18 protein-coding genes are annotated in these 16,020 nt (G+C 38.8%); 12 read left to right on the top strand and 6 right to left on the bottom strand.

Features of this window, described 5'->3' with window-relative positions; all coding sequences use genetic code 11:
* Window positions 1–327, top strand: a 327-nt coding sequence (locus IX38_RS22880) for a hypothetical protein (RefSeq protein ID WP_228377913.1), incomplete at its 5' end; no start/stop codon positions are given.
* Between the two features lie 55 nt (window positions 328–382).
* Here the strand turns inward: IX38_RS22880 and IX38_RS05200 are convergent.
* From IX38_RS05200 to IX38_RS05190, 3 genes are all read right to left on the bottom strand, one after another.
* On the bottom strand, window positions 383–1,054 hold the full coding sequence (locus IX38_RS05200; protein WP_084680208.1) for a YiiX/YebB-like N1pC/P60 family cysteine hydrolase: 672 nt from the start codon (window positions 1,052–1,054) through the stop codon (window positions 383–385).
* A 71-nt stretch (window positions 1,055–1,125) separates the two neighbouring features.
* Window positions 1,126–1,608, bottom strand: a complete 483-nt coding sequence (locus IX38_RS05195; RefSeq protein ID WP_034702457.1) for a DUF1801 domain-containing protein — start codon at window positions 1,606–1,608, stop codon at window positions 1,126–1,128.
* 123 nt (window positions 1,609–1,731) lie between these two features.
* Window positions 1,732–3,528, bottom strand: coding sequence for a T9SS type A sorting domain-containing protein (locus tag IX38_RS05190; protein WP_084680206.1), 1,797 nt, complete (start codon window positions 3,526–3,528; stop codon window positions 1,732–1,734).
* 392 nt (window positions 3,529–3,920) lie between these two features.
* Between IX38_RS05190 and IX38_RS05185 the strand changes: the two genes are divergently transcribed.
* The 4 genes from IX38_RS05185 (at window position 3,921) to proC (ending at window position 7,527) form a co-directional block, all read left to right on the top strand.
* Entirely contained in the window at window positions 3,921–5,126 is a 1,206-nt protein-coding gene (locus IX38_RS05185) for a pyridoxal phosphate-dependent aminotransferase (RefSeq protein WP_034702452.1), read from the top strand.
* A gap of 10 nt (window positions 5,127–5,136) precedes the next feature.
* On the top strand, window positions 5,137–5,625 hold the full coding sequence (locus tag IX38_RS05180; RefSeq protein ID WP_228377912.1) for a hypothetical protein: 489 nt from the start codon (window positions 5,137–5,139) through the stop codon (window positions 5,623–5,625).
* A gap of 4 nt (window positions 5,626–5,629) precedes the next feature.
* Window positions 5,630–6,643 carry a UDP-N-acetylmuramate dehydrogenase gene (gene murB / locus IX38_RS05175; RefSeq protein ID WP_034702448.1) on the top strand — a complete coding sequence of 338 codons (1,014 nt, stop codon included), beginning with the start codon at window positions 5,630–5,632 and terminating at the stop codon, window positions 6,641–6,643.
* Between the two features lie 80 nt (window positions 6,644–6,723).
* On the top strand, window positions 6,724–7,527 hold the full coding sequence (proC, locus tag IX38_RS05170) for a pyrroline-5-carboxylate reductase (protein ID WP_034702446.1): 804 nt from the start codon (window positions 6,724–6,726) through the stop codon (window positions 7,525–7,527).
* Here proC and IX38_RS05165 read toward each other — a convergent pair.
* A complete protein-coding gene (locus IX38_RS05165; RefSeq protein WP_034702443.1) occupies window positions 7,508–7,930 on the bottom strand; it encodes a VanZ family protein in 423 nt (140 codons plus the stop codon). The genes proC and IX38_RS05165 overlap by 20 nt on opposite strands.
* A gap of 55 nt (window positions 7,931–7,985) precedes the next feature.
* Here IX38_RS05165 and lnt point away from each other — a divergent pair, with 55 nt between their 5' ends.
* Window positions 7,986–9,620 carry an apolipoprotein N-acyltransferase gene (lnt, locus tag IX38_RS05160; protein WP_034702440.1) on the top strand — a complete coding sequence of 545 codons (1,635 nt, stop codon included), beginning with the start codon at window positions 7,986–7,988 and terminating at the stop codon, window positions 9,618–9,620.
* A gap of 126 nt (window positions 9,621–9,746) precedes the next feature.
* On the opposite strand, the gene IX38_RS05155 is transcribed toward lnt, so the two are convergent.
* Window positions 9,747–11,459: a T9SS type A sorting domain-containing protein gene (locus tag IX38_RS05155; protein ID WP_034702560.1), complete on the bottom strand. Its 1,713-nt coding sequence runs from the start codon at window positions 11,457–11,459 to the stop codon at window positions 9,747–9,749.
* A 240-nt stretch (window positions 11,460–11,699) separates the two neighbouring features.
* Between IX38_RS05155 and rpmB the strand changes: the two genes are divergently transcribed.
* The 6 genes from rpmB (at window position 11,700) to IX38_RS05130 (ending at window position 14,168) form a co-directional block, all read left to right on the top strand.
* Window positions 11,700–11,942 carry a 50S ribosomal protein L28 gene (gene rpmB / locus IX38_RS05150; protein WP_002976757.1) on the top strand — a complete coding sequence of 81 codons (243 nt, stop codon included), beginning with the start codon at window positions 11,700–11,702 and terminating at the stop codon, window positions 11,940–11,942.
* Window positions 11,943–11,948: 6 nt separating this feature from the next.
* A complete protein-coding gene (gene rpmG / locus IX38_RS05145; RefSeq protein WP_027373683.1) occupies window positions 11,949–12,131 on the top strand; it encodes a 50S ribosomal protein L33 in 183 nt (60 codons plus the stop codon).
* Window positions 12,132–12,151: 20 nt separating this feature from the next.
* Complete coding sequence (locus tag IX38_RS22305; protein ID WP_073175385.1) at window positions 12,152–12,304, top strand: DUF4295 domain-containing protein; 153 nt, start codon at window positions 12,152–12,154, stop codon at window positions 12,302–12,304.
* Window positions 12,305–12,403: 99 nt separating this feature from the next.
* Complete coding sequence (locus IX38_RS05140; RefSeq protein WP_051884485.1) at window positions 12,404–12,871, top strand: RidA family protein; 468 nt, start codon at window positions 12,404–12,406, stop codon at window positions 12,869–12,871.
* 9 nt (window positions 12,872–12,880) lie between these two features.
* Window positions 12,881–13,834, top strand: a complete 954-nt coding sequence (gene ftsY / locus IX38_RS05135; RefSeq protein ID WP_034702438.1) for a signal recognition particle-docking protein FtsY — start codon at window positions 12,881–12,883, stop codon at window positions 13,832–13,834.
* Window positions 13,835–13,907: 73 nt separating this feature from the next.
* Window positions 13,908–14,168: a GlsB/YeaQ/YmgE family stress response membrane protein gene (locus IX38_RS05130; protein ID WP_034702436.1), complete on the top strand. Its 261-nt coding sequence runs from the start codon at window positions 13,908–13,910 to the stop codon at window positions 14,166–14,168.
* Window positions 14,169–14,246: 78 nt separating this feature from the next.
* Here the strand turns inward: IX38_RS05130 and sppA are convergent, their stop codons facing one another.
* Window positions 14,247–16,001: a signal peptide peptidase SppA gene (sppA, locus tag IX38_RS05125; protein WP_034702434.1), complete on the bottom strand. Its 1,755-nt coding sequence runs from the start codon at window positions 15,999–16,001 to the stop codon at window positions 14,247–14,249.
* Between the last annotated feature and the right edge of the window lie 19 nt (window positions 16,002–16,020).

The following is a 16,020-nucleotide window of genomic DNA, read 5'->3' as shown; positions in this document are numbered from 1 at the left end:
AAGCGGAGAAAAATGTATCGAGAACCCGTGAACTACAGACACCTCGAGAATCACAAACTTCCCGATACAATTTTTTCCAAAAGTCTACCCGAAGTGATGCCTTATTCAACCTATACCAAATTGGCTCCGTCAGTTCGAGTGTTTTTCGCAGCAAAGCGGAGAAAAATGTATCGAGAACCCGTGAACTACAAACACCATGAGAATCAAAAACTTCGCGATACAATTTTTTCCAAAAGTCTATTCAAAGTGACGAATATTCAATTTAAGTTAAAAGCTACCAAAGATTATAAAGATTTTGAAACTGTCAAAAACAGAATGAAAGCATAAAAATACCCCTGAAGATTCTCTATATCCTAGGGGTAATGTTATTTTAAGATGCTGCTTACAACTCTCCTATTTTTTCCAGTTTATCTGAAGCGGCTAACCCATTTGGATTACACCCCGGCTCTCCTTCCGGAACTTTCAGGTTCTTCTTTTTGTAAAATTCTGCCCAGAATTCATTGGTTTTACCCGTTTTTGGATCAATAAATGTCATAGGCTCCAGTTTGAATATATGGTCTTCCCGGAAAGCTCTTTCAATATAATCTGAACAGTAATAAGAGTTTTCATCTAAAATATAATTGAAATTATAAGGTTTTCCTAACATGGATTCCGCCTTTGTTAAAGCAGCAGAAATAGACTTCTGATATTCCGGCTTGAGGCGGTAAATGATCACTTTCTGACCGTCAGCAGACTGATCCGTAAGAAAAGACTTCAGCTCTTGTTTCCGGGAACCTCCTTTGGGAGCGGCGTGCAGCACATACCAGTGATTATTCTCTTTTTCTACAATGCCGATATGATCAAATGATGCCTCTTTCTGCTTTTGAGTGACATTATTAATCGCTCCCGAAAGCCCGGTTTCTTTTGCCGTAACGAAAAGCAGGTCGCCATTCTTCAGTCTCCCGGACTTAGCTTGAGGAGTACAATACTGCAACAGCAGAATCAGGGCAAAGAAAATGGCATAGGTTAAAGTTTCCGGACTTTTCTGAAACATATCTTTTTTAGATTTAATCATAGCATTTGGAGCATTGGAGCATTGGAGCATTCAAATTTACAATCATTTATAAAGTGTCATGAAGCATACATCTATTTTTCTTTTGAAACAGGTGGTTTTGTTCTTTTAAACTGGCTTTCATAGGTATTGATACAGTTTTCTACCGTCATTTTTTTGCTCACCTCAGCAATAAGCTCAAAGGGAATATCATCCATTTTTTTGAAACGTACACAGGATTTTCCCATATCCAGCTTTCTTTTGGAATACTTTGGATATTCAGCCACAAACCAGTTCAACAGTTCAGGATCGGCATACATTCCCATGTGATAAAAGGCAATGAAATTTTTCTGGGAAGCCAGCGCCATAAACGGCAACGGCGTACCCGGTGTACAATGATAACCGGCGGGATAAGTTTCCAGAGGAACACACCAGCCCACCATTCCGTAGCTGATATTTTCCCGGAAGCCTTTTGGCAGGTTATCATTGATGGTATCAAATAGTTTTCTGAATACTTCCTGTCTTTCTTCAGGAATTTTCGAAATATAATCCGTTACAGAGTCCGCTGGAATTTGCATTTTCAGTGAGTTTTAATTTCTTCCAAAATAACAAAATTTATGGATATGACGGCTCAAATTCAACCAATAAAAAAGCAGCAGTACACCATGTACTGCCGCCCAACTTTATTGACATTAAAAAAATTATTTTTTGATCGTTTTCACTGTAGACTGTGATCCGTCTTTGAAGTAGATCGTAACAAAATAAAGACCTGCATTCAGTGTACTCAAATCAAGTTCTTTCACAGCTCCCGTAAATGTTTTTATGGTTCTGCCTGAAACATCTCCCACCGTTACAGATTTCACTTCCCTGGTATCTGAAATATAAAGAATGTCTTTGAACGGATTCGGGTGAACCGACACTTTCTTTACACCGCCTTTTACTTCTGAAGTACCCAACTGAGAATTTTCAACGGTAAAATTGTCTACATAGAAATTATAATCAGGGGAATCATTTTCTGTCCCTTCCGTTCCGTAAAAAGCAAAAACGGTATTCGCACTGTTATATCCTGTCAGGTTGTACACATATTGAGTTGAAGTATTGGTAGGTGCATTGGCTTCATTCCATGTTTCAAGAACAGTCCATGTGGTCCCGGCATCATTGGACACCAGAAACTGAACAACATCATCAGACCCCATCGGCGAAGAATCGGTACTAAAATAAGCCGCTACTCCATAATCAAATTTAACTTTATAAGTTCCTGCAGAAAGATCGAAAGGTACTGTCTTTAGCCAGCCTGTTCTTCCTGATGAATATAAGTTGATCGTTGCTGATCCTTCGAAACCGGTGCCTAAAAACCCACCTTCCCACCAATAAGCAGTTGTTCCTGTAGGGCCTGTAGCAGGAGTACCTCCGGAAATATCACTGTCCCAGCATGTTCCGGGGAAACTGTCGAAATTATTGGTATATGCCGGAGTCACAGCCCCACACAAAGTAGTAAATGTTCCGGGTAGCGACCAGCCACTTTGGGCTGTTGCAGTGCTGCAATGGCTTCTTACCCAATAATAATACACCGTACTTGATGATAAAGACGGAATAGTAAAGGTAGTTCCGGTAATTCCGGTATGATTGGGCACTGATGCTGTTGTGGGCGCTGTATTGCTGGTGCTGTAATACACGTCATAGCTTACTGCCTGAATACTGCCAGGTATTGTCCATGAAACCTGGGCAGAATTTGAAGTAACCACACCTGCAGGCTGTAGTGTAGGAGCCACACAATCCGTATAGGCATCAGCTGAAAAAGCAAAAACATTCGCAATTCCTGTGCCGTCTACTTTCTCTACAGTAATACTCTGAATAGGTTTTGTCTCATTCCCATTATCAATAGTTAAGGCAGTCTGATATAGCCTGGGATTTGAAAAATTCGGTTCTAAAACATCATTCGTTCTGTTGATTCGTCCGATTCCCTGAATGGCATAATCGGATCCGCCATACCAGTCGAAGATCGCTACATCCGAAAATGTCTGGGAAGTATTATCCGTAAAATTAACCGTGACATCGACTGTACATGTTCCGCTTCCGCCGGTAGAAAGCATATATACTTTAAAAGCAGCAACCGGTGTGGCAAATGCCAGCGTTCCACTGTTATTGCCGGCAGTATTGCTCGCAATCCTTAAGGAATTCTCTCCATACAGATCCCCTAACTGAAAAGTAAGGCCGGGTGTGGAACTTACTGCAGAATTTATAATCCCGCTGACCGGAAGTCCGTAAGTAAGTGGTGTACTACTGGCTGTAGCTTTAAAATCTCCGGCGACAAATGCAAAAGAAACCCCGTCTACATCATCTGTGGTAGATGACATTGCGGGCCCCACATCGTTTGCAATAACATCTGCCGTATATCCGGACTGGACAGGCATAGGCTGAAAATTTTGGGCATTCATAGCCGATGCCGCAAAAAGAGTTACAACAGGCAGAACTCTAAATGGTAAATGTATTTTCATAATTATTTTTTATTAGCGCTTAAATTTAATAAAAAAGCCAATACAAAATCAATATTTTTACAAAATAAACAATCATTTGTTGATAAATTTAAGATATCAATATCTGCGTCATATGAAAAGATTATTTTCTGACCAAATGTTTTATTCACATTTTAATGTATTATTTTAACAATTTCAATCATTTTTACATTAATCAATTTCCAACATTCAGCATTTTTTAACAAACTGATGACCAGAACAGAAAGGATTACGGTTACCATCAAAAGAATGAGACAACAATCAATTTTAATCCGCTGATTTCCAAAACAATTAAAAAGCGCTCAAAATGGGCAACAGGTTATTTTATTATTGAGAAATTAAATCTTATTTTTGCCATACAAATTTTTTGAACAATGCCAAATATTTCAAACAGAGCGCAGCATATGCCACCATCACCGGTAAGAAAACTGGTTCCTTACGCTTTAAAAGCTAAACAACAGGGAATAAAAGTATATCACCTTAATATCGGGCAGCCTGATATTGAAACACCGGAAACAGCTTTAAATGCTTTAAAGAATATTGATCTTAAAGTATTGGAATATGCGCTTTCTGAAGGTAATATAGAATACAGAAAGGCCCTTACGGAATATTATCATACGCTTGGTTTTTCAGACCTTACCCCGGATAATTTCATTGTGACCAATGGAGGTTCCGAAGCATTAAACTTTGCGATTTCCACTTTATGTGATGATGGTGACGAGGTGATCATTCCTGAGCCTTACTATGCCAATTACAACGGTTTTACCAGCACATTCAATGTGAATGTTGTAGCGGTTCCGTCTAGTATTGATACAGGTTTTGCCCTGCCTCCGATCGAAGAATTTGAGAAAAAAATTACAGAAAAAACAAGAGCAATCATTATCTGTAACCCGGGTAACCCTACGGGATATCTTTATACCCGTGAAGAACTTCAGAAACTGGCAGAAATTGCTTTGAAATATGATATCGTTGTTATTTCCGACGAAGTATACAGAGAATATGTTTATGACGGAAAGCAGCAGATTTCTATGCTGGATTTCCCTGAACTGAGCGACAACTGTATCATCATTGATTCAGAATCCAAGCGTTATTCTATGTGTGGAGTAAGAATCGGATGCCTGTTGACCCGTTCTAAAAAAATCTATGATGCTGCCATGCTTTTTGCACAGGCAAGACTAAGCCCGGTTCTTTTAGGCCAGATCGCAGCAACAGCGGCACACCAGAACGACGGTGCGTACATCAGAGCGGTAAGAGAAGAGTATACGCACAGAAGAAATATACTGGTAGACCTTCTTAATGCAATTCCTGGAGTAATCTGTCCTAAGCCAAAAGGGGCTTTCTACTGTGTAGCAGAGCTTCCAGTGGATGATACTGAGAAATTTGCACAATGGCTTTTAGAAAAATATTCCCTTAACAAGGAAACGATCATGGTGGCTCCTGCAGGAGGTTTCTACAGTGATCCTGAATTGGGAAAAAAACAGGTAAGAATCGCTTACGTTCTGAAAGAGGAAGATCTTAAGAGAAGTGTTGAGATTCTTAAAGAAGCTTTAAAGAAATACAGAGGAGAATTCAGTCTCTAAAATACAATCTATGATGCCGGCAATAAAAAATACTCCCCTGAAACTTTTGTTTTCACTATTTTTGCTGCCGGCATTTTTTTCCTGTGACAAAAAGGAAAACCCCACTTCTGCCGGTCATAAAAATCCGAATGAAATCACCTTCATCAGTTTATCCAATATTGGTGGTGACCAGGGCTATTACAAGATCATCAAAGTTACAAAAGATTCCATACAAGCAGAACAGGGCATGGCAGCCCGCGCAACCCATAAGGAATGGCACTCAGCCATCAGTGTACAGATCTGGAAACAACTGATTTCTTCCATCAATACCAAAGATCTTGATGTTATACAGAGTTCTCCAAGCAAGCAATCCGTAGATGGCATCGACGAAACTTTTCAGATCAGAACTCCGAAAAAATCACATATCTATGTCAATTCTTATGCGGATACGCTGCATTACAGACAGCTGAAACAGTTTAAAGAGCAGCTCAGCCTCATTCTTCCCACAGAATACCAATAAAAACATGCAAGAAAATTTTTCCTTAAAACCTTACAATACATTTGGCGTTGATGCCAAAGCAAAATACTTTATTGAAGTACAAACCCTTGAACAGCTTAGGGACGCGATCAGTTATTCCAAAGATCATCATCTTCAGATTTTATTTTTAGGTGGTGGCAGCAATATTCTGCTGACTAAGGATTTTGACGGCCTTGCCATTAAACTAAGTTTTAAAGGAATTTCTGAAGAAGATCTCAATGAAAACGAAGTGCTTGTAACGGCAAAAGCAGGAGAAAACTGGCATGAATTCGTGATGTACTGCCTTGAAAAAAACTACGGCGGACTTGAAAACCTGTCATTGATTCCTGGAAATGTAGGCACTTCACCAATGCAGAATATCGGGGCTTACGGAACTGAAATAAAAGATATTTTCGTCAGCTGTACCGTTTTAGACCTTGAAAATCTTGAGCTTAAAACATTCAATCTTGAACAGTGTCATTTCGGATACAGGGATTCTATTTTCAAGCAGGAAGGAAAAGGAAGATATGTGATTCTGGAAGTCAGTTTTAAATTGACCAGGAAAGACCATCACATCAAAACAGAATATGGTGCGATAAAAACAGAACTGGACAATTCAGGAATCACTCATCCTACGATTCAGGATGTTTCCAAAGCGGTGATCAACATCAGACAGAGCAAACTGCCGGATCCTAAAGTAACGGGCAATGCCGGAAGCTTTTTTAAAAACCCAACTATTCCTTTAGTTCAGTTTGAAGAGCTGAAACATCAATTTGAAAATATTCCCGGCTATCCAAACGGAGATGTGGTAAAAGTACCTGCCGGCTGGCTGATCGAACAATGCGGATGGAAAGGGAAACAGATTGGAAATGCAGCTTCACACAAGCTTCAGGCATTAGTTATCATCAATGCCACCGGAAATGCCACCGGAAAAGAAATTTTTGATTTTTCTACTGAAATCATCAACTCTGTTAAAGAAAAGTTTGGGATAGAGCTGGAACGGGAGGTGAATATTTTATAATACAGGGCTGTTTTCAAACTTATTGAACACAGCCTTTTTTACCAATAAAAATATTATTTTAGCTAAACAAAAACACACATATGAAAATAGCCATTCTCGGAGCCGGCAATATGGGACTTTCCTTTTCCAAATCATTCTTAAAATATGAACTGATCAAGCCGCAAGATCTCCATCTGATCACAAGAAGTGAGTCCAAAATTTCTAAAATCGCTGAAGAATTTCCAAAATCACAGATTTCCACTTTTGAAGAAACCCAGGAACTGGATGCCGATCTCATCATTATCGCCGTAAAACCTCAGGATTTCCTGCATGTTGCCCAGAATTTTAAATTTACGCTGAAAGAAAACCAGATGGTCTTATCCATCATGGCCGGAATTAAAATTGGAAAGATTCAAAAACTTTTAAACCATCCTCTTGTGGTAAGAGCCATGCCGAACTCTCCTACCCTTTTGGGAATGGGAATTACAGGATACACCGCCGCAGAAGGCATTTCTTTCAGCCAGCTGATCAATATTGAAAGACTGTTGAACAGTACCGGAAGATCCGTTTATCTGGAAAACGAAGATCTCATGGACGGTGTTACCGCACTTTCAGGAAGCGGACCGGCCTACTTCTATTATATTGTAGATGCCATGATAAAAGCAGGCGTACAAATGGGTATTGATGAAAACCTGTCTAAATTGTTTGTACAGCAGACCATGCTGGGCGCTTATCACCTGATCAACAACTCCGAAAAGAACCTGGAAGAACTTATCCAAGATGTGGCTTCCAAAGGCGGAACCACTGAAGCTGCATTAAAAACATTTGAAGACCATAATTTTAAAGAAATTTTAAAAAACGGAATTTTAAATGCTGAAAAACGGGCTAAAGAATTAAACGGCTAAATCTCTTTTCAATGAATCTGCGGAGCAGCCATCCGAGATATACACCGAAAGTATTCAGAATAATATCATCTACCTCAAATATTCCCATTCTGGTAAAATACTGGAGTGCCTCAACGATAACAATGGCGGAAATAAAAGCATAGAACAGCATTTTCAGATCCTTTAGCCTGGGAAATATCCATCCTAGAAAGCCGAAAGGAATGAACATCATAATATTGCCCAAAACAATAATGACAATATCCTTCCATCCAATTGTATTATGGATAAACTGTACGGTAGACAAAACCGGCTCTATCCTGATCAGGTTGTCTTCATACTGAAACCTGCCCATCCCCAGAAACATAAGGTAAAGCAAAAACAGCGTATACGGAACAATAACAATTTTATAAAATTTCTTTAACATCAGGTACAAATTTATTCATTTCAAAAACATTAAATTTGTGTGTTAAATTAATTTAATGAAATACATTTTACTTACGCTCATTTCAGCCATGCTGCTATCTGTTTCGTGGCCTACTTACGGAGTTCCGTTCTTTATATTTTTTGCCCTTGTTCCTCTTTTAATGATGGAACACGGAATCTCAAAATTTTCATCCTACAAAAGAAAAAGCTGGGTAGTCTTCGGACTCTCCTATCTTTGTTTTGTGATCTGGAACATTGTTACTACGGGATGGTTATACGGCGCCAAAAATCCGGACGGAAGCCATTCCATGATGGCGGTTGTATTTCCCGTTCTTGTCAATTCTTTCCTTTATTCCCTGGTTTTCCAGTGCTACCACTGGTACAAAAACGCGCAGGGAACCTATTGGGGATTAGGATTTCTGATTGCGATATGGATGAGCTTTGAAAAATTTCACCTGAACTGGGAACTGACCTGGCCCTGGCTGAATTTAGGAAATGTATTTTCAGATTATCCTAAACTGATACAATGGTATGATACACTGGGAGCAACCGGCGGGAGCTTCTGGATCTTATTGATCAATGTTTTACTATTCTATACTTTAAGAACCTGGGAAGCCGGAAGAAAAAGAAAAGACCTGATCAGGAATGCATCGATCGTTGCGGGATTAATCATCCTTCCGATGATTATTTCATTAATAAAATACAATAATTTTAACGAAAAACCTTCCGGACAGGTGAATGTTCTGATGCTGCAGCCGGACCTTGATCCTTATGCTGAAAAATATTCTAAGGACAGCCTTACAATTGAAAACGACCTTTTAACCTTGGCAGAAAACAATTCAAAAGGAAAGATTGATTATTATATTGCCCCGGAAACAGCCCTTCCCGGAAGAGGATCGATCTCTGAAACTGCTTTTGAAAAGAGTATGCTTTTAAACAATATCAAAGGATTTTTATCCAGACATCCGGGAGCCGTTTTTGCAACAGGGATTTCTTCCCACCGCTTTTATAAAAACCAGGAAAACATACCAAAAGAGGCTTACCAGATTAATCCTGAGCTCTGGGTGGAAAGCTATAATACAGCTGTCCAGATCGCACCGCAGGAGAAAGTTCAGGTGTATCACAAAGGAAAACTTGTTCCGGGAGTTGAGATTTTCCCTTACATGAGTATTTTAAAGCCTCTTTTAGGCGATGCAATGCTCAATCTGGGCGGCACTGTTGCTTCTTTAGGAATAGATAAGGAAAGAAAATCTTTTGCCAATCCTTACAACAAAGGCAGAATGGCACCTATCATCTGCTACGAAAGCATCTACGGTGAATTTACAACCGATTACGTTAAAAAGGGAGCCAACTTCTTAAGCATTATGACTAATGACTCGTGGTGGGGTGTTACAGAAGGACACAAGCAGCTTTTATCATATGCAAAATTAAGAGCAATAGAAAACAGAAGGGAAATTGCCCGTGCTGCCAACAGCGGCATATCGGCACACATCAATGCAAAAGGCGAAGTGGTAGAAGATACTTTTTACGGTGATAAAACAACATTATTCGCCAAAGTGAATCTTTATGAAACGATGACTTTCTATACAAGAGCCGGAGATCTTTTATCAAGATTCTCCATTTTTGCGCTGGGCTTTTTACTGTTTTATTTTTTGATTGAAAAATTCAGGAACAGGACTAAGAAAGCATAATTTTTATCTTAATACAAATATCAGAGGCTGTTTCAATTTTTAAAATCTCCAGCGATAGATTTTTACAATAAAAACAGAAAAGCCAGCTGGACGGCTGGCTTTTCTTACTAATAGAACTCTTCAGTTTTATTTAATCATAAGTTTTTGAGTGGTTATTTCGTTTTTAATTTTCAGTTTTAATATATACACTCCTTTTGTAAGATGTGAAACATTGACCGACTGGTCATTATTGAAAACAACATTCTGTTTTCTGCCATCCATAGAATAGATTTCAACCTCCGAAACTTTTTCTCCTCGGATAAATACTTTGTCTGATGCCGGGTTCGGATAAATTGAAACCTGACTGTTTACAGCAACATCACGTGTACCCAATGTTCCCTGTACAGAAGGATCCGAAAAGACTTTTGAAGCATCTATGGATCTTACACTCCAAAATACATTTTGAACAGAAGGATCGAGATCCAGGAACCAGGATGGTGTTGTTACCACATATTTCGCGATATTGGCTGATCCTGGTGCAGAACCTACTTTAATCTCATAACGAAGAGCATCCGTTGGGGTTTTATCATCAGAAGCGCCGCTCCATGAAAAATTAAAACGGTTTCCTGTTTTCGTTAAATTAAGGACTGCAGGAGGTACTGGTTTCAGGTTAACTTCAGTAGAAGTATTTTTGAAAATTTTGGTAAGTGAAGGCATGCCCGGATCTGCCCAATCAAATCCGGCCAGCAAAATATCCAGACGGTGGTCATTGTCAAAATCAAGTAAATTCACAAAACCCGGCCCTCCCAAAGTATGCAGTCCTGTAGGTATATGTTCAGTAAAATTCTGATCAGAAGGATTATATAGAAAAGTTTTTACAATCGCATCGCTGTTTTCATCGTTTCCGGAAACAATAAAATCATAATATCCGTCATTATTCAGATCACCTGCAGCTACAGATGAATCTGCGATTTCAGGAATATTGATCTGCTGTGTATCCAGATGTCCCGCCCCGTCATTCATCAGTATGGCAAGAAATCCGGAATAGCTACTATCCTGACCTGTAATGACAACATCCTGGTAACCATCTGCATTGAAATCAGCAAAATCCATTTTCCCACCCGTCAGAGCAGTAAGATCCTGCGAAAGTACCAATGTTCCCTCCTGGTTCAGATAAACCTTACAGACCGGGCTATCATCTTGTGCCATTCCTAAAATAACAAGATCGAGGAAATTATCATTATTGAGATCTACAAACTTAAAGCTTCCGTTCTGTGTTCCCGGCTGCCAGCCTTTAAAGATATCAAAATCAGTTCCGGTATTCTTATAAAAATCCAGATTATTCATAAAGCCGACTCCTTCTATATATTGTGTTCCATTAACAGCATAATCCACCTTACCGTCATTATTGAAATCAAAAGCTTCCAAAGATCCATAGATTTTCCCGTCAAGGTCAGCTTCCTTCACAAAACCTGTCCCTGAGTTTCGGAACCTGTAATGTTTATAATTAACAACATCGTTATAACTTAATCCTGTAGAAATAATATCCGGAAGGCCGTCATTATCGAAGTCCATGAATTTTATATCACCCAGATGGGTTGCATTCGCTCCCAGGCTGGCGTAAGGCACCAGTGAATTTCCATTATTTTTGTATATTTCGTTAAAAGAGGTATCAACATTCCCATCATTGTCACTGTCAATGGCTCCGTTGATCACCACATCCATCTTTCCGTCACCATCCATATCAGCTGTATCAGCCGATCCGTAGTAAAAATTTTTCATACCGGTCTGGATTTCAGCATAGTTTTGCGCCATCAACCCAACGGGAAGCATAGATAAAAGAATACATATCCTCTTCATGTTATTTTTATTTAGATTAATTAAAAACAAAGATAAAGCATTCAGATTGGCTTTTACCGGAAAGTTTACATGAAATATATCAGTCACTTGGCTCAGGCTGTCCCGGAGATTCTTTTATTTTAAAATTCATGATTATTAATCAGTCAGTTATTTGTAAATATTTTCCAAAAGATTTGTCTATCTAAAAAATTCTTCGTTATTTTGCAACCTCAAATATTATACAAATAAGAACATCGAGATATGTCAAGAATTTGCCAAATAACAGGAAAGCGTGCAATGGTTGGTAACAACGTTTCTCACGCTAATAACAAAACGAAGCGTCGTTTTGAAATTAACTTATTGGAGAAGAAGTTTTACCTTCCGGAGCAAGATAAGCACGTAACACTGAAAGTATCAGCTCATGGATTGAGAGTGATTAACAAGATTGGAATCGAGGAAGCTATTGAAAGAGCTACTAGAAACGGATTGATTAAAAAGAATTAATAAATCATGGCAAAAAAAGGAAACAGAGTTCAAGTAATTCTTGAATGTACAGAGCACAAAGAAAGTGGTATGCCGGGAATGTCCAGATACATTTCTACTAAAAATAAAAAGAACACTACAGAGAGATTAGAGCTTAAGAAGTATAATCCTGTTCTTAAAAGATCTACCCTTCACAAAGAAATCAAGTAATTTATAAAATATAATTTACCATGGCAAAGAAAGTAGTAGCAACCCTACAAAGCGGACAGTCAAAAAAAATGACTAAAGTTGTGAAAATGATTAAGTCATCTAAATCAGGTGCTTACGTTTTCGAAGAAAAAGTAATGAATGCAGACGAAGTAGACGGTTATTTGAAGAAATAATCTCCACTTTATTTACAATATAAAAAACTACTCAGATTTTGGGTAGTTTTTTTGTTATCTTTGTTCACCAGATTATTAATCAATTAAATATTCATCTGTATGAAAAAGGTTCTTATTCTGGTTTTCACAGAAATTTTTCTATTTTCATTCGGTCAGAAAAAGATGAACAATGTAGAATTTAAAAACTCATCTGAAGTTTTCTCCATTAAAGGACTTTCACAATCAACAAGCATTGACTGTGGAAATTCCAAAATGATTTTTCTTTCCGGACAGGTCCCGTTGGATGCTGCCGGCAGCCTCGTGGGAAACAACGTGGAGAAGCAGACCGAACAGGTTTTTAAAAACATTGAAAATATCCTGAAAGAATATGGAGCTACAGGAAAGGATATTATAAAACTGGGAATCTTCATCACTGATATTTCCAAAACACCAGACTTTAGAAAAATCCGTGACTTATATATCAACCTTCAAAATCCTCCCGTAAGCAGCCTTGTGGAAGTGAGCCGTCTTTTCAGAGATGATATACTTATAGAAGTAGAAGCTACGGCAGTTATAAAAAACAAATAAGAATGAACTATGAGTTGGTTTAAAAATATTTTCAAAAAAGAAGAAAAAGAAACTTTAGATAAGGGACTGGAAAAATCCAGCCAGGGTTTCTTTGAAAAAATGACGAAGGCCGTAGTCGGTAAGAGCAAAGTAGACGATGAAGTACTGGACAACCTGGAAGAAATACTGATTGCATCCGATGTAGGCGCATCCACAACCATTAAAATCATAGAAAGGATTGAAGCACGTGTTGCCCGTGATAAATATGTAAGCGTAAATGAGCTTGATCATATTCTCCGTGAAGAGATCTCAGGACTGCTTCTTGAAAATCCTCATGCAGGAACAGGAAATATAGACAGTTCAAAAAAACCGTACGTCATCATGGTAGTTGGTGTGAATGGTGTAGGGAAAACCACTACAATCGGTAAAATGGCTCACCAGTTCAAGTCTGAGGGAAAAAAAGTTGTCCTTGGGGCAGCAGATACCTTCAGAGCAGCTGCGGTAGACCAGCTGACCATCTGGAGCGAAAGAGTGGGCGTTTCTATCGTAAAACAGGATATGGGTTCAGATCCGGCTTCTGTGGCTTTTGATACCGTCCAGAGTGCTGTTGCACAGGGCGCAGATGTAGTGATCATTGATACTGCGGGAAGGCTTCACAATAAGATCAACCTGATGAATGAGCTTTCCAAGATCAAAAGAGTAATGCAGAAAGTAATTCCTGATGCCCCTCATGAGATCCTTCTGGTTCTTGACGGGTCTACAGGACAGAATGCATTTGAGCAGGCCAAGCAGTTTACAGCAGCCACAGAAGTGAATGCATTGGCAGTAACAAAACTTGACGGAACAGCGAAAGGCGGTGTTGTCATAGGTATATCAGATCAGTTCCAGATTCCGGTAAAGTATATCGGCGTAGGGGAAAAGATGCAGGACCTTCAATTGTTTAATGGTATAGAATTTGTAGATTCTTTTTTCAAGAAAAGATGATTTTTATCATATTTATCTTTAAATTAGTCTAAACACATTCATATATTATTAACAAATAAAAATTATTTAAACTATGGGAATTTTAACTTGGATCATATTCGGCCTGCTGGCTGGAGCTATTGCAAAAATGATTATGCCGGGTAACCAGGGAGGCGGATGGCTGATTACTATTATTTTAGGAATTATTGGAGCATTCGTTGGAGGTGCCATTGGCGTTTACGTCCTTCACTGGGGTGACATTTCTTCATTCTGGAACCCAAGAAGCTGGATCCTGGCTGTAGGAGGTGCTTTAATCGTGCTCTGGATCTACGGAATGGCTACAAGGAAAAGCTAAACTGATAAAAACAGATAAAAAAATAAAATCCCGGAACTGAAATTTAGTTCCGGGATTTTTTGTACAATATAATTTAGTTTAGTTGATCTTAATCTGGTAAGGCATTTCCATTTTCACCTCAGACTGCAGCTTTTCATCTGTGATCTGCTGAAGGATTTCATAGTTGGCTTTACCTATTTTGTTTTTAATGATTCTTGCCGAAATATCTTCTTCGTTCAGATCTTTGAAGATCTGCTCAAACGGTGACATTCTTTTAGGATAAGAAGATACATGGTATGATTTCAGCCCTGCTTTTTGTGCTGCAAATTTCACAGCATCATTCAGTGTTCCCAGTTCGTCTACAAGACCTATCTGCTTGGCACGTACACCGCTCCACACTCTTCCGCCGCCTACATTGTCAATCTGCTCGAAAGTCTGCTTCCTGTTTTGGGTAACAAAATGTACAAATCTTTTATAGGTTCCTTCTACACTTCTGGTAATCAGGTTTACGCCGTAAGGGGTAACACCGTTTAAAGGTGAATAATACTGGGAATTGGCATTGGTAGCCACAATGTCTGAACGGATTCCGTTTTTGTTTGCGATATCCTTATAATAAGGAATCACTCCGAAAACTCCGATAGATCCGGTCAGTGTATTAGGCTCTGAATAGATTTTATCTGCTGCCATAGCAATATAATACCCTCCGGAAGCTGCGTAATCACCAAAGGAAACCACTAATGGCTTTTTCTTTTTCAGCTGCTGCAATTCAAATAAAATTTCATCCGAAGCATTAGCACTTCCACCCGGAGAATTGATTCTGAAAACCACTGCCTTTACTTTATCATCATTCTGAAGATCTTTGATGTATTTCACATATTTCTCAGAGTGGATCTCATTGTAGCCGTCACCATTGTTAATTCCACCGGAAGCGTACAGTATAGCCACTTTCTCTCCGGACTTATCCTCGTCAGAGTAAGAGCTGATATAGCCGGCTAATGATACCTTATTCAGCTTTTCCTTTTCTTTAAGGCTAAGTTTAGATTTTATCATCTGGTCATACTCTGTTTTCTGGATCAGTTTATCGGCAAGTTTATATTTTAAACCTAATTCCGGGATCATCCCGTATAAGCTGTCCACAACCATTCTGAACTGTGCAGTATCAATTTTTCTTGAAACGGCCATTTTAGTTGAAGTGTTTTTCCAGATATCATTTAAAAGAGTACCCAGCTGTTCTTTATTTTCCGGGGAAATATCATTCCTTAAAAAAGGCTCAACGGCAGATTTAAATTTTCCGTGTCTTATCACTTCTATACCGATACCGTATTTATCAGCAAAATCTTTAAAGAATGTAACTTCTGTAGCCAGTCCTTTCAACTCTATCATTCCTGATGGATTAAGATAATACTTGTCAGCAACAGATCCTAAATAATAGGAAGCCTGCGAAACGGCATTACCGTAAGCATACACAAATTTTCCGCTCTTTTTAAAATCCTCAATAGCACTTCTGATATCATCGATCTGAGTCATTCCGGCATGCAGATCATCAGCTTCGATACTGATACCTTTAATATGATCATCAGTCTTGGCCTTTTTAATAGCCTCCAGTACGTCATACAGCATAACGCTCTTGGTTTTGTCACTGATGTTGAACAGTCCCATTTCCTCTTCAGTAGGACTGTCTATTATATTGGTTTTTAAATTAATCGTAAGAACGGAATTATTTTTCACCACAGCAGACTTGTCATTCCCCATGGAACTGAAAACAAGCATCATGATGAAAAAGACGAAAAATACGGCGCATAATAGGACAATTGCCACTATATTTGCCAATACGTTTTTAAAGAAACTTCTCATATATCAATCAATTTTCCAA

It is taken from the genome of Chryseobacterium luteum, from assembly GCF_000737785.1.
Lineage (GTDB): Bacteria > Bacteroidota > Bacteroidia > Flavobacteriales > Weeksellaceae > Chryseobacterium > Chryseobacterium luteum.
This window is presented reverse-complemented; position numbering and strand designations above follow the sequence as displayed.